Source organism: Latilactobacillus sp., from assembly GCF_033176295.1.
Lineage (GTDB): Bacteria > Bacillota > Bacilli > Lactobacillales > Lactobacillaceae > Latilactobacillus > Latilactobacillus sakei.
In genome coordinates this window covers 14,452-34,665 of the sequence record NZ_JAMQEX010000004.1, presented here as the reverse complement: position 1 = coordinate 34,665, position 20,214 = coordinate 14,452, and the positions used below count along the sequence as shown (strand labels likewise).

Annotated in this window: 13 protein-coding genes, 2 tRNA genes, 1 pseudogene and 1 other annotated feature (1 of these 17 only partly in view); of the genes and pseudogenes, 10 read left to right on the top strand and 6 right to left on the bottom strand. The window is 42.5% G+C overall.

All coding sequences use genetic code 11. From position 1 onward, the window contains the following. Window positions 1-99, top strand: a binding site (T-box leader); it begins 108 nt to the left of the window's first position. A 103-nt stretch (window positions 100-202) separates the two neighbouring features. Then, window positions 203-2,626: a leucine--tRNA ligase gene (leuS, locus tag NDN60_RS03340; RefSeq protein ID WP_011375128.1), complete on the top strand. Its 2,424-nt coding sequence runs from the start codon at window positions 203-205 to the stop codon at window positions 2,624-2,626. A 599-nt stretch (window positions 2,627-3,225) separates the two neighbouring features. Continuing rightward, window positions 3,226-4,578, top strand: coding sequence for an amino acid permease (locus tag NDN60_RS03335; RefSeq protein ID WP_011375127.1), 1,353 nt, complete (start codon window positions 3,226-3,228; stop codon window positions 4,576-4,578). Between the two features lie 257 nt (window positions 4,579-4,835). Here NDN60_RS03335 and NDN60_RS03330 read toward each other — a convergent pair whose 3' ends face one another. Further along, window positions 4,836-5,210 carry a winged helix-turn-helix transcriptional regulator gene (locus NDN60_RS03330; RefSeq protein WP_011375126.1) on the bottom strand — a complete coding sequence of 125 codons (375 nt, stop codon included), beginning with the start codon at window positions 5,208-5,210 and terminating at the stop codon, window positions 4,836-4,838. Between the two features lie 149 nt (window positions 5,211-5,359). Here NDN60_RS03330 and NDN60_RS03325 point away from each other — a divergent pair, with 149 nt between their 5' ends. The 3 genes from NDN60_RS03325 (at window position 5,360) to NDN60_RS03315 (ending at window position 9,428) form a co-directional block, all read left to right on the top strand. Continuing rightward, window positions 5,360-6,538, top strand: coding sequence for an MFS transporter (locus tag NDN60_RS03325; protein WP_011375125.1), 1,179 nt, complete (start codon window positions 5,360-5,362; stop codon window positions 6,536-6,538). Between the two features lie 548 nt (window positions 6,539-7,086). Next, a complete protein-coding gene (locus NDN60_RS03320) occupies window positions 7,087-8,724 on the top strand; it encodes a putative polysaccharide biosynthesis protein (RefSeq protein ID WP_099947716.1) in 1,638 nt (545 codons plus the stop codon). After that, on the top strand, window positions 8,721-9,428 hold the full coding sequence (locus NDN60_RS03315) for a pseudouridine synthase (protein WP_099947715.1): 708 nt from the start codon (window positions 8,721-8,723) through the stop codon (window positions 9,426-9,428). Before NDN60_RS03320 ends, NDN60_RS03315 begins: the two co-directional genes overlap by 4 nt. A gap of 57 nt (window positions 9,429-9,485) precedes the next feature. Here the strand turns inward: NDN60_RS03315 and NDN60_RS03310 are convergent, their stop codons facing one another. Next, window positions 9,486-9,746: a hypothetical protein gene (locus NDN60_RS03310; RefSeq protein ID WP_061827377.1), complete on the bottom strand. Its 261-nt coding sequence runs from the start codon at window positions 9,744-9,746 to the stop codon at window positions 9,486-9,488. 160 nt (window positions 9,747-9,906) lie between these two features. Continuing rightward, complete coding sequence (locus NDN60_RS03305; RefSeq protein WP_099947714.1) at window positions 9,907-10,740, bottom strand: NAD(P)H-hydrate dehydratase; 834 nt, start codon at window positions 10,738-10,740, stop codon at window positions 9,907-9,909. A 99-nt stretch (window positions 10,741-10,839) separates the two neighbouring features. Here NDN60_RS03305 and NDN60_RS03300 point away from each other — a divergent pair. The 3 genes and pseudogenes from NDN60_RS03300 (at window position 10,840) to NDN60_RS03285 (ending at window position 14,507) form a co-directional block, all read left to right on the top strand. Beyond that, window positions 10,840-10,923: transfer RNA gene (locus NDN60_RS03300), tRNA-Leu, on the top strand. A 196-nt stretch (window positions 10,924-11,119) separates the two neighbouring features. Further along, window positions 11,120-13,591, top strand: a pseudogene (locus tag NDN60_RS03290) (heavy metal translocating P-type ATPase). A gap of 127 nt (window positions 13,592-13,718) precedes the next feature. After that, on the top strand, window positions 13,719-14,507 hold the full coding sequence (locus NDN60_RS03285) for an HAD family hydrolase (protein WP_099947432.1): 789 nt from the start codon (window positions 13,719-13,721) through the stop codon (window positions 14,505-14,507). Here NDN60_RS03285 and NDN60_RS03280 read toward each other — a convergent pair. The 3 genes from NDN60_RS03280 to NDN60_RS03270 all read right to left on the bottom strand — a co-directional run bounded on the left by NDN60_RS03280 (window position 14,461) and on the right by NDN60_RS03270 (window position 17,793). Continuing rightward, window positions 14,461-15,399 carry an alpha/beta fold hydrolase gene (locus NDN60_RS03280; RefSeq protein WP_099947431.1) on the bottom strand — a complete coding sequence of 313 codons (939 nt, stop codon included), beginning with the start codon at window positions 15,397-15,399 and terminating at the stop codon, window positions 14,461-14,463. The two genes, NDN60_RS03285 and NDN60_RS03280, sit on opposite strands and share 47 nt — an antisense overlap. Window positions 15,400-15,638: 239 nt before the next feature. After that, complete coding sequence (locus tag NDN60_RS03275) at window positions 15,639-17,231, bottom strand: APC family permease (protein ID WP_016265472.1); 1,593 nt, start codon at window positions 17,229-17,231, stop codon at window positions 15,639-15,641. Window positions 17,232-17,586: 355 nt separating this feature from the next. Next, window positions 17,587-17,793 carry a hypothetical protein gene (locus tag NDN60_RS03270; RefSeq protein ID WP_099947430.1) on the bottom strand — a complete coding sequence of 69 codons (207 nt, stop codon included), beginning with the start codon at window positions 17,791-17,793 and terminating at the stop codon, window positions 17,587-17,589. A 131-nt stretch (window positions 17,794-17,924) separates the two neighbouring features. On the opposite strand from NDN60_RS03270, the gene NDN60_RS03265 reads away from it, so the two are divergent. Further along, a tRNA-Gly gene (locus NDN60_RS03265) sits at window positions 17,925-17,995 on the top strand. Window positions 17,996-18,258: 263 nt separating this feature from the next. Next, window positions 18,259-20,199, top strand: a complete 1,941-nt coding sequence (locus tag NDN60_RS03260) for an ABC transporter ATP-binding protein/permease (RefSeq protein WP_099947713.1) — start codon at window positions 18,259-18,261, stop codon at window positions 20,197-20,199. The last annotated feature ends 15 nt before the right edge of the window (window positions 20,200-20,214 follow it).

Genomic DNA, 20,214 nt, shown 5'->3' with positions numbered 1-20,214 from the left:
AATCAAGTAGATAGAAACGTCAGCCACGTTACGGCCAGAGAGTTGCTCAGTTTGAACTGGGCAGAACTTAGGTGGCATCGCGGTCAATTCGTCCTATGGTATTTATACCATAGGACTTTTTTTGACGTTAAGTGGATTAAAAAAGAGTGCGTCAAAAGTGTCTATACTTTTGAAAGTACGCTAAAAATAAGGAGTGTTTGATATGACTTACGATCATCGCGCAGTTGAACAAAAGTGGCAAGCCTACTGGCAATCACATAAATCTTTTAAAACAACAGAAGATAAAGATAAGAAAAATTTCTACGCATTAGATATGTTCCCATATCCATCAGGACAAGGGTTGCACGTTGGCCATCCTGAAGGCTATACGGCAACTGATATCTTGGCCCGGATGAAACGGATGCAAGGCTTCAACGTGTTGCACCCAATGGGTTGGGATGCATTCGGCTTACCTGCTGAACAATATGCGTTAGATACGGGGAATAACCCTGCTGATTTCACGCAAAAAAATATCAACACTTTCAAACGTCAAATCAATTCATTAGGCTTCTCATACGATTGGGATCGCGAAGTGAATACAACGGATCCTGATTTCTACAAATGGACCCAATGGATTTTTGAAAAAATGTACGAAAAAGGCTTGGCTTATGAAGCCGAAGTTGCTGTTAACTGGAGCCCAGATTTAGGGACAGTTGTGGCCAACGAAGAAGTGATCGACGGTAAAACTGAACGTGGTGGTTATCCTGTTTACCGGAAACCAATGCGTCAATGGATGTTGAAGATTACGGCTTATGCTGATCGTTTAATTGACGACTTAGACCTTGTTGATTGGCCTGAAAGTGTCAAGGATATGCAACGTAACTGGATTGGCCGCTCAAAAGGCGCTGAAGTTTCATTTGCTGTTGAAAACCATGACGCTAATATTGACGTCTTCACAACACGTGCCGACACAATGTTTGGTGTGAGTTACATCGTGATGGCGCCAGAACACAAATTAGTAGCTGACATCACAACGCCTGAACAAAAAGCTGCCGTTGATGCATACTTAAAAGAAATCGAACACAAGAGTGATCTTGAACGGACTGATTTGGCTAAGGACAAAACAGGTGCCTTTACGGGTGCTTATGCCATCAATCCAGTGAACGGCGAACGTTTACCAATCTGGATTTCAGATTACGTTTTAGCTTCATACGGGACTGGTGCTGTCATGGCCGTTCCTGCACATGACCCTCGCGATTGGGAATTTGCCAAGAAATTCGGTTTACCATTGAAACCAGTTGTTTCAGGCGGTAACCCTGAAGAAGCTGTTCACACAGAACCTGGTGTGATGATCAATTCAGATTTCTTAGATGGCTTAGACAAACAAGCTGCTATCGACAAGATGATTCCATGGTTGGTTGAACACAAAGTGGGTCATGAACAAATCAGTTATAAATTACGTGACTGGTTATTCTCACGTCAACGCTACTGGGGTGAACCAATTCCAATTATTCATTGGGAAGATGGCACAACATCTGTCGTTCCAGAAGATCAATTGCCACTTGAATTACCATTAACAAGCGATATCAAACCTTCTGGTACTGGTGAAAGTCCACTTGCGAACTTAACAGACTGGTTAAACGTGACGGACGAAAATGGTCGTAAAGGCCGTCGTGAAACGAATACAATGCCACAATGGGCTGGTAGTTCATGGTATTACCTCCGTTATATCGATCCTAAGAACCCTGATAAATTGGCTGATTTTGACAAGTTGAAGGACTGGTTACCAGTTGACATGTACATCGGTGGTGCAGAACATGCTGTGCTTCATTTACTATATGTTCGTTTCTGGCACAAATTCTTGTATGATATCGGTGTCGTCCCAACGAAGGAACCATTCCAACACCTATACAATCAAGGGATGATTTTAGGCGATAACCACGAAAAAATGTCTAAATCAAAAGGGAACGTTGTTAACCCTGATGATGTTGTTGATCGTTTTGGTGCTGATACATTACGTCTATACGAAATGTTCATGGGCCCATTAGATGCTTCAATTTCATGGAGTGAAAAGGGCTTAGCCGGCGCTCGTAAATTCTTGGACCGTGTATGGCGTTTATACACAGAAGAAGATACGGACGAAAACGACCAACTTTCAAGCAAGATTGTCGCTGACAACAACGATCAATTGAAGAAGGTTTATAACGAAACTGTTAAGAAAGTGACAGAAGACTTCGAAAGCATGCACTTTAACGTGGCCATTTCACAATTGATGGTCTTCATCAACGATGCTTATAAAGCAGATACATTCCCACGTGAATATGCTGAAGGCTTCGTGAAATTATTAGCCCCAATCGCACCACATATGATGGAAGAATTATGGGCAATGCTTGGTCATGATGATTCAATCAGCTATGTTGATTGGCCAACATTTGACCCAGCAGCATTAATCGCTAATGAAGTAGAAGTTATCTTCCAAGTTAACGGTAAGTTAAAGGCCAAAGTAACAGTGGCGAAAGATACACCGAAGGAAGAATTAGAAGCGATGGCAAAGGCCAACGAAAAAGTAGCCGAATTTATCGCAGACAAGACAGTCCGTAAAGTGATTGCCATTCCAAACAAATTGGTAAACATTGTAGCGAATTAGAGTGCGTTCAAGCTCGGGCAACTTTTGAGCATTATCAGAGGGAAGCGAATAAGCGACGCAGTCGGTTGTTTGATTCACTGGGATAAGCGCAGAAAGTTAGCTTGAAAAGCACGTTTCAGACAAGAGTGCATTTGGTTGCGGTCAGCAACTGAGCATTAATAAAAAATTGTAAATAATCCAGGTTTTAGGATTATTTACAGTTTTAGATTAAGCGGAAGTTGTTGCAACCAAAAAGCACGTTTCAAAAAAGAGTGTGTTTCAGGTGGTTATATCGTGAAGATTAGCCTAGGCTCGTGGATAATCGACAAAGTCGATTATTTGCGGGACGTAGCTAACCACAATGATATACCTGAAAAAGCACGTTTCAAAAAGGACAGACAAATTCAATTTTGTCTGTCCTTTTTTCTTATCTAAAGTTAATAGTTAGGAACCTAACAAATACTATTGACCTACAAAACCTTATTTAATAGCATTCTAAAATGATAAAAAGATTAGAAAAGATATTGATTTTCCTCTTTTTTTATTATACGATGATAAGTAAATTTAGATTGTCGGGTTAACCAACAATGGGGATACCTAAATAGAAGGGTTTGAGGAGAATGAAACGGAATTTAAATGCCCGTCAGATGCAGATGATTGCATTAGGTGGGACAATCGGGGTCGGTTTGTTTATGGGGGCTAATACGACGATTAAATGGACAGGACCTTCTGTCTTAATCGCTTATGGTATTGCCGGTCTATTATTGTATTTAATCATGCGCGCTTTGGGGGAAATGTTGTACGTTGATCCAGATACGGGATCGTTTGCGAAATTTGCAACGGAATATATGCACCCCATTTTTGGTTATTTGACAGCTTGGAGTAATGTTTTCCAATTTGTGGTCGTTGGGATGAGTGAAATGATTGCAATCGGTGGCTATCTAGAATTTTGGTGGCCGAATCTGCCAGGGTGGGTCCCAGGTTTAGTCGCAATTACGTTCTTATGTGCCGCTAATCTCATATCGGTCAGCATGTTTGGTGAACTAGAATTCTGGTTTGCCCTAATTAAAGTGGTGACGATTGTGTTAATGATTGTCGCTGGTCTCGGATTAATCATCTTCGGGATTGGGAATCACATGCACCCAGTTGGGATTAGCAATTTATGGGCACACGGTTTCTTCACAGGTGGATTCAAAGGCTTTGTCTTTGCCCTTGCGATTGTCCTTGCTTCTTATCAAGGGATTGAATTAATTGGGATTACGGCCGGAGAAGCCGAAAACCCACAAGAAACCTTAGTTAAAGCGATTCAATCAACTGTTGCTCGGATCCTCATTTTCTACATCGGTGCTATTTTCGTCATTTTAAGTATTTACCCTTGGAATGAACTCAACCAAGTTGGTTCACCATTTGTTCAAACCTTCGCTAAAATCGGGATTACCGCCGCAGCCTCAATTATTAATTTCGTTGTGATTACAGCGGCCTTATCAGGCGCTAACTCTGGGATTTACAGTGCGAGCCGGATGACGTTTACGTTGGCTAATAATGGTCAATTACCAAAACGTTTCTTGAAACTCAACCGACATGGCGTGCCATTCTACGCGGTTGGTGCGATTTCATTAGGGATTTTAATCGGTGTGATTTTAAACGCGATTCTACCATTGGTTTATCCTAAAGCCGGCAACATCTTCGTCCTTGTTTATAGTTCAAGTGTCTTGCCAGGAATGGTGCCTTGGTTTGTCATCTTAATTAGCCAAATCGCCTTTAGGAAACAACACGCTGAAAAGATGGCAACCCATCCATTTAAAATGCCATGGTCACCATATTCCAACTACATCACGTTGGCAATGTTGTGCTTAACACTAGTATTCATGTTTATTAACCCAGAAACACGGATCTCATTAATTGTCGGCTTAATCTTTTTAGTCCTGATGATTGTTATTTATTTCGTGAAGTTTGGACGTCAAAAAGAATAGAAGAGTGTGCCATAAGTTCAGGATATGACTTATAGAACACGGTTAGATTATCAATATTCAAATAGTGAAGAAGGCGCCAAGACAAGCATTACTTGTCCTGGCGCCTTTTTTGCTATCCAGACTCCTATCGTCTAGACGTGCTTTTTGGTTGCAACAACTTCCGCTTAATCTAAAATTGGCAGTAATCCTAAAACCTTGGATTACTGCCAATTTTGTATTAATGCTCAGTTGCTACCCGCAACCTACAGCACTCTTTTTTAGTAGATTGGATTAATTTGATCACGATGCAAGACATTGATCGATTCCCCAGCTGATTGGCGGCGGTCGATATTATCTTCACCCCATAAGCAGAGTAGGTTCAAAATCTTATTGAGTGATTGACCGTATTCAGAGAGGCTGTATTCAACCCGCGGCGGAATTTCTTGATAGATTTTCCGATTGATAATCCCGTCGGCTTCGAGTTCGCGCAATTGTTGCGTTAAAACTTTTTGAGAGATTTTAGGGATATTTTGTAAGAGTTCACTTGAGCGGAGTGGTTGATTCCGTAAGTGGCATAAAATGACAGGTTTCCATTTACCACCGATGATTTCCATCGTGGCTTCAACACCAATGTTATAAGTTTTCTCATTCATTTCTAATTTTGATTCACCTTTTCATTGTGATAAGACTCAATTATTACTTTTCAGTAACCTACTGACTAAAAAGTGCGTGATTGTGAAAATGACGCTTCTATTGAATAATATAGTACATCAGTAAAAAAGTCTATTAGGAGTGTGGGAAAATGAGTAAAAAGCAACGTGCGAACTTAACTTTGTTAGCATTGGCGATTAGTGCCTTTGCGATTGGTTCAACAGAATTCATCAGTGTTGGCTTAATGCCGTTGATGATTAAAGATTTTGGGATTACAATGAGCCAAGCCGGCTTAACCGTTTCAATGTACGCCTTGGGGATTACGATTGGTGCGCCCATTTTGGCTATCTTAACCAGTCGTTGGCCACGGAAGAATTTATTGTTGGGGATTATGATCGTCTTTACCATTGGTAACTTAACGGTGGCCTTTGCCCCAGTCTTCTCAGTTGTTTTAATCGGTCGGATTATTTCAGCGTTATCACACGGGATCTTTATGTCAATCGCATCAGTGATTGCGGCGGATGTTGTGGAACCAGAACGCCGAGCAAGTGCGATTGCCGTGATGTTCACTGGTTTAACAGTCGCAACTGTTACCGGGGTACCGCTGGGGACTTTCATCGGTCAAATTTCAACCTGGCACATGTCATTTATTTTCATCGCTGGCATTGGTGTCTTGGGCTTAATCGCTAACTGGTTCTTGGTTCCAAACGACTTACCGTTGGGTCAACCAAGCCAATTTAGTGGGATTATTCGGGTCTTCAAAAATAAAGCAATCGTGATTGCCTTATTAATTACAGCCCTTGGTTATGGTGGCACATTCACAGTTTATACTTTTGTGACACCAATCTTACAAACGAAGATGGGTTGGTCACCAAGTGCGGTGGTTATTATCTTAGTTGTTTATGGCTTAATGGTTGCTGTAGGGAACACGTTAGGCGGTAAGTGGTCTAACCACAAACCTTTGTTGGCATTATTGAGAATGTTTGTTGGGTTATTAGTAACCCTCATGTTATTCATGCTAACATTGAATTCACATTGGTTTGGTTTAATTAACGTCTTATTGATGGGCTTTTTCGCCTTCATGGACGTTCCTGGTTTGCAACTTTACATTGTCCAACTTGCTGAAAAGTTCACACCAAACGATATTCCATTGGCATCGGCTTTGAATATCTCAGCCTTTAACATTGGGATTACGATTGGCTCATTGGTCGGCGGTCAAGCTTCTGCCGCTTGGGGCTTGGGTAGTACACCAATTTTCGGGAGCATCATGGTGTTCATCAGTATCTTATTAACATGGTACTTGATTAAACAAACAACGAAAACGAAATAAAAATGAAACGGGGTCTGCGGAAGCGGATCCTGTTTTTTTTATTGTGATTTTTTTGCCTAAACTTCACAAGATAATCGGCTGAAACGTGCTTTAACGAGCACCTTCTTCCGTCTAGCGACGCTTAGCAAACGATCCGCTGTGCGGCCCATTCACCAAGCTATGCTATACTCAGAAGTTAAACGCTCGGTAAAGCGCTCTAATTTGAAACGTGCTTCTGATGGCAACAACTTCCGCTTAATCTAAAATAACCATTAAGCTTAAAAGCGAGATTAATGGTTATTTTTAATTAATGCTCAGTTGTTAACCGTCATCAGAAACACTCCACGTTTGAAACGTGCTTTAGTACGCAACTTCTTCCGGTTAGCGACATCAGTCAAATCGACGATTGCATCGTCAATTCGCCTGATTAGGCTAATCCTCAGAAGTTAAACGTGTACTAAAGCACTCTTTTTTCATAAAGTTTTGTTAAAGGAATTGCAAGGTTTCAGGCAATCAACTAAAATAGTAGGAAGATGCTTTTTTGACGTTTAATAAGGGAGTTATGGAAAATGACCAATTCATCTGATACAAAGGCGACGGATAAATCTTCACAGAGCAAGATGTTGCGGGGATCCGCTTGGATGACTGCCGGAAGTATTTTCTCGCGAATTCTGGGAGCCATCTATGTTATTCCATGGCCAATCTGGTTTGGGGTTAACTTTTTAGCAGCCAATAATTTATTTGGCCGAGGATACCAAATTTATAGTGTGCTAATCGTTGTCTCGACTGCTGGGATTCCGGGGGCACTCTCAAAACAAATTGCGCACTATAACGAAATGAATGAATATGGAGTTGGGCAGAAACTCTTTCAAAAATCACTAATTTTAATGCTGATTATGGGGATTTTATCGGCAGGTGCGTTATATCTTCTAGCACCGGTATTATCCCAAGGGGATGCCAGAATGATTCCGGTGTTCCATTCACTTTGTTGGCCATTGTTGGTGATTCCACTCTTAAGTATTATGCGTGGTTTTTTCCAAGGGTATGCTGAGATGGCACCTTCCGCGATTTCTCAATTTATTGAACAAGTTGCTCGGGTAATTTATATGACTGTGACTGTTTTTGTTATCACACAGGTCTTAAGAGGAAGTTACATTGATGCTGTGACTCAGGCAACTTTTGCGGCATTTATCGGAGCGGTTGCTGGTCTACTTCTACTGATTTGGCACTACTTAAAGCAGCGACCACGGATTGAAAAGCTAATTGCTGGTAGTAATAATGCGATAACTGTTTCAATGAATGATTTATTGAAGGGGATTATCAAGCAATCGATTCCTTTTATCGTTATTGATGCTAGTATTAATTTAGTCTATATTATTGACCAGTATAGTTTTAATCGTATGATGAGTGATTTTGTAATTGCTTCGGATCACCAACTTTGGAATCTATATACGCTTTTTGCGGTTAATGCGAATAAGCTGATTTCAATCACGGTTTCATTAGCGGCCGCAATGGCTGTTACGGCGGTACCATTGATGTCTGCGGCTCACGTTCGTGGTAATCAAAAAGAATTACGCCAGCAAATTGGTAGTACCATTCAACTCTTTAATTTAGTCATGATTCCAGCGGCTTTCGGGATGGCAGCCGTGGCCGAACCACTTTATACGTTGTTCTACTCACACGATGCCTTAGGGATTAGCGTCTTGCAATTTTCATCGTATATTTCGATTCTCTTAGGCCTCTTCACGGTCTTAGGAGCGATTCTACAAGGGTTATACCAAAACCGGTTGGCCTTGTTCTATCTATTGATTGGTTTCATCGTTAAAATTGTGGCCCAATACCCAGCTATTTATTTCTTCCGGGTATACGGCCCGCTTGTGTCAACTGGCTTAGCCTTTGCGACGAGTTCAATCTTGATGTTAGCCGCATTACACCGCTATTATCATTTTGATGCCTGGCAAACGATTCGCCGTTTAATCGGGATCGTCGGCTTTTCGGTGATTATGTATCTGATGACATCACTAACGGTCAAAGGATTATTGTTAGTGTTTAATCCACAAAGTCGGCTTCAAAGTGTGCTTGTCCTTGCGATTAGTGTCGCAGTTGGTGGGTTAGTCTATGCTGTTTTAGCGTTGAAATCACGCTTAGCCGATTATGTCCTAGGCAGTAACTTAGACCGCTTTAGAAGAAAGTTGAAATTAAAATGAGAATTGATCGTTTTTTAAGTCATATGAATGTCGGCACACGTAAAACGCTCAAGCCATTACTAAAGGCAGGGCGGGTTCGTGTTGCCGATAAAGTTATCAAAGAAGCAAAATATCAAGTGACCCCAGAAACGGTGGTTTACGTTGATGATGAACCGATTCGCTATCAAACTAATTTTTATTGGTTATTAAATAAACCGGCGGGGGTTATTTCGGCCACGACCGATCCGCAAAAAACAGTCATGGATTTATTCGCACCAGCAGATTATCGGGAAGACTTATTCCCAGTGGGCCGTTTGGACAAGGATACGACGGGGCTATTGCTGATTACCAATGATGGCGACTTAGCCCACGATTTATTGAGTCCCAAAAAACACGTTGCTAAAACGTACCGCGCTAAAATTGCCGGGGTGGTAACGGCGGCTGACCAAGCACAATTTGCTGCCGGTCTAAAGTTGAGTGATTTTGATGCTCAACCAGCACAATTGACGATTTTAAGTACTGATACAAAACGCCAAGAAAGCTTAATTGAAGTTGAAATTCATGAAGGCAAGTTCCACCAGGTTAAGCGCATGTTCCATGCGGTTGACAAAGAAGTACTGACACTAGAACGACTTCAGATGGGACCGTTAAGATTGCCGGCTGACCTGAAACGTGGCGCGTATCGCGCATTAAAAACTACCGAAATAGCATTATTAAAAGAATAGTTCATACTAAAGGGGCCTGGGAAAAATTACTTTTTCCAGGCCCCTTTAGTAATATATTTAAAAAAGAAATAGAATCATTATTATGAATGGTAATATAATCGCAATTGGCAAGCCGATTTTTATTAGTACTAGGTACTTTTGTGGGATGATTGGATAGGCATCTTTTAATAGCCAACGGGTCCCAAAAACATAGCTAGCCACTAGTGCAATGATTAGAATGTTTCTAAGGCTACCTTGAATTGGCCGGACTACGACCAATAAATAGCTTAAAAACAGGTAGATGGCGGTTGTTAATAGTGGTAATATAAGACGTCTCATTGTTTAGACCTCCATTGCTATGATTTGGAAAACGCTTTTTAGACATTGATAATACCATTAATTAGACGGAAGAACAATCCTTTTTTGACATAGACCACTGACTACTTTAAAGCTTGAATAATAGCTAAGAATAGTAGTTATCACTACCAGTCCAATCAGGTTAATGATCAGCTATCTTTGCCATAAATTGCGGTAACGCTTGAATAATCTGACTGGGCAGTGTCACGTATTGAGTTGTAGCAAGTTCGTCGGAGATTGCACTGTGGGTATAAACCGCGGCATCAATTACATCAGCAGTTGGGCCAAATTGCGCACAGAACGCCGCGATAATCCCGGTTAAAGTATCGCCACTACCACCGGTCGCCATTGCGGGGCCGCCAATCATGAGCTGACTGACTTGTGTTTGGTGATAAATTTCGGTGTGGTGTTTTTTTAGCACGAGAGTGGCCTTGGGATAATCAGCCAGTGCCGTTTGATTATTGGCGACAGTTTGTTGTTCAATCGATAGACCGCTTAGACGCGCCCATTCCATTTGGTGGGGTGTTAAAATCAGTTGCGCATCCGGCAGGGCGAGTTTTTCGCGGGCGATTAAGGTAAGCGCAGAACCATCGATTAAGAGAGTTTGTTCAGGCCGAACAGCTTGCAAAACTTGTTTTAAAAGAAGCGACGCAAAGGCGCTCAGTCCAAGTCCTGGACCGATCACGATAACATCGGCGGCTTGAACGGCAGGTACCCATTGTACGAAGGGTTGCCGGTAATCGATAAACATGGCTTCGGGTAAACGGGTGTGAAGGCTAGAGAGGACGCTTAAATCGCTAGCCACGGAAACCAACCCCGCCCCGGTATAAACAGCAGCAGAGGCGCTCATAATAGCCGCACCGCCATATTGCTGACTACCGCCGATGATTAAAATACGGCCAAAATCGCCTTTGTGACTGATAGCGGGCCGAGCCACAATCACTTGGCGGGCCAATTCGTCTGTGATAATTTGCATACGATGACCTCCTTTAGTTGCCTCTATTATAAGCGAAATAGTATTAAAAGGGTATTGGCAGGGCTTCACAACACTGGTACAATAGTCATGTAGCAAATCGCCCGTGTGGCGGAACTGGCAGACGCGCAGCGTTCAGGTCGCTGTTTGGGTAACCGAGTACAGGTTCGAATCCTGCCACGGGCATCACGAAATGCTTACAAGAGACTGACCAAGTTGTTTTTAGCAACTCGGCTAGTCTTTTTTTATTGCTTAGGATGATTAGGTTGACTTTTTAAGTCTACGGTTGTAAACTAACTTTATTGAATGAATGATCGTTTCGTTGAGACGGTTATTTTTTCGAACAATTAGTTTACAAATGTAGATATTGGAGGATATGACAATGACACAAATCGTTAAAATTACAGGGATGAAATGTGATGGTTGTACGCAAAACGTGCAGGAACGCTTCTCAAAAATCGCAGGGGTTCAATCCGTTGAAGTGAGTTTAGAACAAAAGCAAGCAACGCTTCAAACGGCTACTGAAATTGATCATGCCACCTTGGCAGCGGCACTTGAAGGGACACACTACACGGTCGACTAGAATTACCGGATTGAAGGGAGTAACCAGCAAATGACAACTAAAACGTTTAACATTGATGGGATGGTGTGCGCTTCTTGTGCACAAACGATTGAAGGGGCAACGCAAAAATTGCCGGGCATGCAAAAAGCGGCGGTCAATTTGGCCACCGAAAAAATGCAGGTCGAATATGACGATTCCGAATTATCCGTGACTACGATTGAAGAAGCGGTTAGCGCAGCGGGCTATGGTGCAACAGAACAGATTGACCCGGAAAAAGAAGCGCAGGCGATCCAGGCCAAACGCACGGCTCACTTACAAGCACTTTGGCGGCGTTTTTGGTTATCGGCCCTTGTGACGTTGCCGCTTTTATATTTATCGATGGGGCATATGGTTGGCTTACCGCTACCGGCGTTTTGGCAACCGATGCAAGCGCCCGTTAACTTTGCGGTCACCCAGCTAGTATTGACGTTACCGGTATTATATTGGGGCCGGCAATTTTTCATTGTCGGGTTTAAGGCGTTATTCAATGGGCATCCCAATATGGATTCCTTAGTTGCACTCGGTACTAGCGCCGCTTGGGGTTACAGCTTAATCGCCACCTTAGCGATTATCAGTGGGCATATCGACTTAGTGACGAGCCTCTATTATGAATCAGCCAGTGTTATTTTGACGTTGATTACGTTAGGCAAATATTTTGAAGCGCGTTCTAAGGGTCAGACATCATCAGCAATCGAAAAATTGTTAAATTTAGCGCCTAAACAAGCGACGGTTTTACGCGAGGGCGTCGAAACAACGATTGATGTGGCTGAAGTGGTCGTCGGTGACGTACTTGTTGTCCGTCCTGGCGAAAAAGTGCCGGTTGACGGAGAATTGATTGCGGGTCATTCGGCGGTTGATGAATCGCTAATTACCGGTGAAAGTTTACCGGTTGAAAAACAAGTTGGCGATGCCGTTATTGGGGCCAGCTTAAATAAAAACGGTCATTTCCAATTTAAAGCCACTAAGATTGGCAAAGATACGGCCTTGGCGCAAATTGTCCAATTGGTCGAACAGGCGCAAGGGACTAAGGCGCCCATCGCACGGTTAGCGGATAAGATTGCGGGCGTCTTTGTCCCAATCGTGATTGGCTTAGCCTTATTATCCGGTTTAGCGTGGTTCTTTTTAGGGCAAGAATCGTGGCTCTTTGCGTTAACGATTACGATTTCAGTTTTAGTGATTGCTTGTCCATGTGCCTTAGGGTTAGCAACCCCTACTGCCATTATGGTGGGCACTGGTAAAGGCGCTGAAAATGGTGTCTTGATTAAGAGCGGGGATGCACTTGAAACGGCGCAACATATTCAAACCGTTGTATTGGATAAAACGGGGACGATTACCGCCGGACAACCAATCGTGACTGATATGGTTGTTTATCAGGGCACTGAAGACGACTTGTTACAATTAGCGGCCAGTGTAGAAGCTGGTTCGGAACATCCGTTAGCAAGTGCAATCAGCCAAGCGGCTAGTGAGCGCCAATTAACTTTATCAGCAATGACCGATTTCACAGCCATTCCGGGTTACGGTCTGTCCGCCCAAGTTGCGAACCAGACAATTCTATTTGGAAATCAACAATTAATGGCTGAAAATGGCGTTGCAATCGAAATTGGTTTGAAGACGGCGCAACAATTAGCTGAACAAGGCAAGACACCGATGTACTTGGCCCAAGACGGTCAATTACAAGGCGTAATTGCGGTTGCCGATCTGGTTAAAGCAACGAGTCAAGCGGCCATCAGTCGTTTGCAAAAGATGGGGATTCAAGTTGTGATGTTGACTGGGGATAACCAAAAGACGGCTCAAGCAATTGCACACCAAGTTGGGATTGAACAAGTGATTAGTGATGTTTTACCAGAACAAAAGGCAGCCCAAATTAAAACCTTACAAGCAACCGGTCAATTAGTGGCGATGGTTGGTGACGGGATTAATGATGCGCCGGCTTTAGCGCAAGCCGATGTTGGCTTAGCAATCGGTTCAGGGACAGATGTCGCGATTGAGTCAGCAGATATTGTGTTGATGCATGATGATTTAATGGCGGTTCCAACGGCTTTTAAATTAAGTCGAAAAACGATGCAAAATATCAAAGAGAATCTTTTCTGGGCTTTTGCCTATAATATTCTCGGGATTCCAGTCGCAATGGGTGTCCTTCACTTGTTTGGGGGACCACTTCTAAACCCAATGATTGCTGGGGCGGCGATGAGTTTTAGTTCAGTGTCGGTGTTATTAAATGCCTTACGACTAAAACGATTAAAATTATCATAAGACCGAAAATAGCACTGACGCGTTAAATGCGGCAGTGCTATTTTTAATAAGTTGAATGTAAACGGTTGCGAGCGCGGACCGAAACCGTTATATTATTAAGGTAACTAAGGATAGGGGAGCGTTAAGTATGACAGTTAAATTAATTGCATCAGATATGGATCATACCTTATTAAACGAAAGTGGCCAGTTACCACCCAACTTCGAACAAGTTGTTAAACAGTTAACGGCCAAAGGCATCATTTTTACAGCGGCGAGTGGGCGACCACTTTATACGTTGAAGCAGATGTTTGCTAATTTAGAAAATGACATGTGTCTCGTAGGTGATAATGGCGGGGTTATCAGTTATCAAGGTGACATTATCTTCAAGAGTTTATTGCCATTGACTGATTATCAACGGATGGTCGCTTTTGTGAACGAGAGTCAAACCGGAATCGGGATGATTTGTGGGATGGATGCCGTTTATATTGAAGAACAATACCAAGCTTTAGATGCGACATTCCGTCAATTCTATGCCGAAATCAAATACGTTCCCGATTTAACTAAAGTGAGTGTTGAAGCGGATAAGTTTACGGTTTACTTCCCAGAAGCCAATAGCCGCGACTTTTACGAACAAATTTACGGGCCAACATTTGGCGCTGATTATTCAGTGGCCGTGGCTGGTGTGGAATGGGTCGATATCATGAATAAAGGGATTGATAAAGGCCATGCAATGCGTTTTCTAGCTAATCATTTCAATATTTCAACGGATGAAATGATGGCCTTTGGGGATACGTATAATGATAAAGAAATGCTTCAAACAGTTAAATATAGTTATTTAATGGGTAATGCAGACGACGATATGTTGCAATATGCTACCTACCGCGCTGATACTAACGAGAATTATGGCGTGTTGCAGGAGATTCAGAAATTGCTGTAAGCAACCAATCATAAATCGCTTGTTGCTGTTCAATTGCATTTGTTTCTTGTAAGATTTCATGAGCTGTATGTGGTAAAATGCGCACCGTTGCGTTAGTGACGGTGTGCTTTTTAAATTGTGTCGCTAAATGGCATGCGCGGCGGCCATAACCGCCGGCGGGATCGTCTTGACCACTCAGGACTAGCACTGGGCGTTCTTTTAAGGCCAGTTGCCAATCCGCGTGGCGCGTTAATTCTGTCAGCGTCAATAACATCGAAAAACCGCTATTGCTGAACACGTAGCCACAGAGGGGATGATTTTCGTAGGCTGCCACATTGGCTTGATTATAACTGAGCCACGAGAATGGTCGGTTGGCGTCAAAGCGTTTAGGATAAACGCCGAAAGCCAGATTATTTAAAAGCTTACCCGGTTGTTTAGGCGCAAGGGCTCCGATTAAATTAACGAGTGGTAAAACGGGTTTGAGCACGACTGGGACGTCAATAACGCCCATAAAAATCGCGCCGGTCAGTGGGACAGTTGTTTGTTTGACATATTGGGTGGCGAGCATCGAACCCATTGAATGACCTAACACAAATAACGGGCATTCAGGATATGCTTCATGGGCGATGCGCCCGATTAAAGTACAATCGTTTAAGAGTGTTTGTAAGCCGTGGGGGCCAAAATAACCAAGTTCATCAGTTGTCTGAACGGAATGTCCTTGACCAACATGATCGTGGCCAATTACGACGATCCCGCGAGCAGCTAAGAATTGGGCGAGCGCGTCGTAGCGTTCGATATATTCTGCCATCCCGGTTAAAAGTTGGACAACTGCGATTGGTTTTTGAGTCGGCAACCAAGCAACCACGTGAAGTTGATGCTGGCGGTCGGTTGATTGCACGGTAAATTTTTTCATATTCAAGCGCCTCCAATTATCGTTTATTCTAACAGAAACGTTGATATGATAGCAAAAAAAGAGATTGGAACAAAAATTATTTTTGTTTCAATCTCTTTTTGATGGCACATTTTTAACTTAAACGTGTTCTATCAGTCATATCCTTGCGGTTAACGCCGCATGTCAAATAATTACCGTTGGCAATCATTCGCCATGCTCTGTTAATCCTCGGGACATCCCCGACTGATGACACACTCTTTTTAAAGCTGTACGTCCTTATTGATTCGTTTGGCGCGTGAGAAGTATTTGGAATAGAAGCGACTGATAATACCCCAATAATAGAAGATGAGGGCTAAGGCGCTAATTAGGACGAAATCAAGCGGATAAGGAATCACGTTGATACCGTTAAACTCACGACTACCAAGGAAGGAAATCAATGACAGCAAGGCTAAATAAATAATCAACCAGAGACTGCCTTTGAATTGTGCCCAGGTATTTTCCCAATGAATCCGATATTCATAGTAGAAATAAAATGGTAGGCCAAGCATAATTACGCCGATAACTTTGATAGTTGTAGGCCACATTGCCCAGTAAGTCGCAAGACTAGCGAGGACAAAGGATAAAGGCGCCATCACTTTCATCCATGGTGAATGGACAGGCCGATTCATGTCCGGCGCCATTTTCCGAAGTGACATCACGGTTACCGGACCGGTCAAGTAAGCAATCAGGGTGGCCGTTGAAATAACGCTGGCAAGCGTGCCCCAGCTTCTGAAGACGGAAACTAACAGCATGCTGACTACGGCGTTGATCGCCATTGCGACCCGAGGAATGTTGTATTGATGGTTTATTTTCCCAACAATAGCGGGCATATGTTTGTTTTGCTTCAAGGCCGCAAGTGTTCGGGCACATGATGCAACAAACGAAACGCCGGTCCCAAATGGTGAGATGAAAGCATCTAAGTATAATAGGACGGCGAGCCAGTGAATCCCTAATAGGATTGCTAAATCGGCAAATGGTGATTGGAAATTCAAACCATGCCAGCCGGTTTTAGCGATTAAAGCGGGAGAAACAGCACCGATAAAGGTGATTTGAAGTAATAAATAGATGACGATACTAATACCAAGTGAAATTGCGATCCCGCGACCAATATTGCGTTTAGAATCCCGAATTTCGCTCCCAACATTAATGACCGTTTGAAAGGCGTTGTAGGAGAAAATAATCCCGGAAATCGATGTTGCCGCAAAAATTTTAGCGGAACCATATGGCATAAAGGTTGCTACCGAATGGCCAAAGTTTTCAGAATGGAACCCAGTTGAAACTAACATGATAATTGTTAGTAATGGAATTGCCAATTTAAAAATGGCGATGAAACTGGTGAAACGGGTCAAGAATTTAACTGACCAGAAATTTAAAAGGGTAAAGACAATGATAAAAGCAAAAACGACTAACAAACCGCGGGTTGAAATCTCATTATGATGCATGAAACGGTTCGTCCAGTTGGCCCAAGACCAGGGCCACGAACTCATGTATTGAACAGCGGCGACAGCCTCAATGGGGATAATCGTGACTAACGACACCCAATTAGACCATGACGCGATAAAACCTAATAATGAGCCATGACTGTACTGCGCGTAATGACTCATTCCACCACTTTCAGGAAACATGGTCCCCAGTTCGACGTAGTTAAAGGCGATGGCACCAATCACAATCGCACCGACAATCCATGAAATAATGGCAGCCGGTCCTGCGACAGTGGTTGCTTCCCAAGCACCAAATAGCCACCCGGAACCGATGATTGAACTTAGTCCTAACATGACTAAGCTGAATAAACTCATTTTGTTCTTTTCTAACATAAAGACCTCCTGTGTATGGTTTGCTATTATAACAACCATCAAAGTGGTATACAAATGGATTTTTAACCAAAAAACAGGCGCCAGTAGTGCGCTTGATAGTGTGGTGACGGTTACAAAAAAAGTTGGTATTAAATTTTTAAGCACTAAAAAAGAAGAGTGTGTCATCAGTCGGGGATATTCTGAGGATTAACAGAGGGAGGTGAATGGTGACTGGAAGTCACCGTTTACCTCTCGGCGTTAAACGCAGGAATATGACTGATAGAACACGTTTAGACATTAAAAAAATTATAAGCACTAAAAAAGACATCACACAAAATAGCTTTTGCGTGACGTCTACGCTTAATTTATAGTTAAGTTAGTGATTGTGGTGAACTGCGTCGCTTTGTTTGAACATCTTAATCTTGCGATCATTCCAAAAAGTTTCAGACATATCACGATAAAAGATGGCAGTCTGACAGCTCGGACAGCGTTTGATACCGTAATCAATAGAGGCTTGGCACGCTGGACAATGAAAAGCCGATGATTCCGAAAGTTCTTGTGATGTTTCTTGAGAATCTTTCATCAATAGGACTCCAATCTTTGAGTTGTTAGCCTTAGTATACATTACCGAAGGGGTGCCTGTTAAGTCATTGAATCATTTTTTCAAAAAAATATTCACAAATCTAGGAGATTATGCTACAATAAGTGAGTAATGCGAGTGTAGTTTAGTGGTAAAACTCAAGCTTCCCAAGCTTGCGTCGCGGGTCCGATTCCCGTCACTCGCTTCATGAATAACAGTTGAATAATTATTGAAGAAGCTAGGCCGAAATGGTCTGGCTTCTTTTTTTGTCCGATTGGCCATCAAAATGATATAATGATGCAATCTTGAAAAGTTGCGTAAAGAACAGCTAAAAAATAATAAATGACAGGCTGTCATTTTTAAGACTTTAGACTGATTGTTTGTCAAAGTCGGTTTGGTAAAGTAGATTCATGAGCAAAGCCCTGGGGAATAAACATAGGGTACTATAAGTAGTGGGAGTGTAGTCAATTGACATTATTAGAGATTAAAGATATTCACAAGTCCTACCATGTGAATAAAGAAGCGTTTAAAGTTTTAAAAGGCATTAATCTTAAGTTTGATCGGGGCGAATTTGTATCGATCTTAGGGGAATCTGGTGGCGGTAAATCAACGTTACTGAACATTATTGGTGGTTTGGATCATCAATATGAAGGTGAATTAATCGTTGATGGTGAATCATTGAAGAATGCTTCTGAAAAGAAGTTCGATGCTTATCGCAGTCAGACAATTGGCTTCATCTTCCAGAGTTTTAACTTAATTAGTCACTTAACCAACTTAGAAAACGTTATGGTACCACTTGAAATGACCGATTTGTCGCATAAGGAACGGGTTGCAAAGGCAACCGCCTTATTAGAACAAGTTGGCCTAAAGGAACATATCAATAAGCATCCAAACCAACTATCGGGGGGCCAAAAACAACGGGTCGCTATCGCGCGTGCATTAGCTGCCGATCCTGATGTGATCATTGCCGATGAACCAACCGGTGCCTTGGATAGTCAAAATACTGCTGAAATCTTGGCGATTTTACAAAAAATTGCCGAAGATGGGAAACTCGTTATTGCCGTGACGCATTCGCAGGCTGTTGCGGATTACGGCACACGTGTTGTCCACATGGTTGATGGGCAAATTGATTATGATAAGCGCCTCAAGGATGCTTATCCAGCACCATGTGAATCAGCACCCAAGAAAAATAGCCCATTGAGTTTCATGTCAGCTTTTAAAATGGCGATGCAACATATGCGCTATGACATTAAACGAAACTTGTTAATCATTTTTGGTGCCTCAATCGGGATTTTCTCAGTGATTTTAATGTTGGGCTTAGGCCAAGGGGTGACCGGGTACATCAACGATCAAGTATCATCCCAAGTGAACCCCAATACAATTCAAATTGCCCGGAATGTGAGCCAAAAACAAATTGAAAATGGCGATCAAGGGAATTTAGCCAATAAAGATATTAAACGTTTTGACAAGATTAAAGATGTGACAAAGGTTGAAAAGGGCTATTATGCCGATGGTGTCCAAGTTCACTATCAAAAGAAGAGTGAAACAATCCAAATGTTCCAAACCTTTAATAAGACGGAACGGGTTCAAGATATTAAAACCGGGACAAAACCAGGCGCCAACGAAGTTCTTTTAACGAAGGCAACTGCCAAAAAATTAGATAAGAAAAATTACAAGAAGATGGTTGGTCGTACGGTAACTGTATACGTCAACGCAATTAGTAAAGACCAACGACCAGTTCAAATGCGTCAAGATGTGAAGGTCTCAGGGATTATCAATTCGGGGACTGAAGCCGTTACTTATGGGACTTTAGCAAAGATGTATCAAGCCCAAAACTTAGAATTAGAACCTAACTTTGCCGCTGTTACGGTGAATAAAACGCAAAACGTCAAAGCGGTTCAAAATAAGATCAAAGCTTACGACAGTAAGGTAGATGGTAAAACGCAAAAAGATTATCAAATTACCGGTGTCGGTGCGATCTTAGATTCAATCAATACGTACCTCAAGTTAGCCTTCTACGTCTTAGCTGGGATTGCAGGGATTTCATTATTAGTTTCAGCAATCATGATTATCGTCGTCCTCTACATCAGTGTTTCAGAACGGACGAAAGAAATCGGTATTTTACGGGCGATTGGTGCACGTAAAAAGGATATTCGTCACTTATTCATGTCAGAGGCTTTCTTGATTGGCCTCTTCTCAAGTATTCTAGGGGCTTTAATTGCCTGGGGTGGTCAAGCATTGGTTAACGTGATTGCCCAACCGTTGACGCACATGCCAATTGTGGCAATTACCAGTGGTTATGTCATCTTCGGGATTGTTATCAGTATAGTGATTAGTTTACTAGCAGCGCTCGCACCATCACGTAAAGCCGCTAAATTAGACCCAATCGAAGCCTTATCCGCTGAATAATTGGGGTTGAAATGT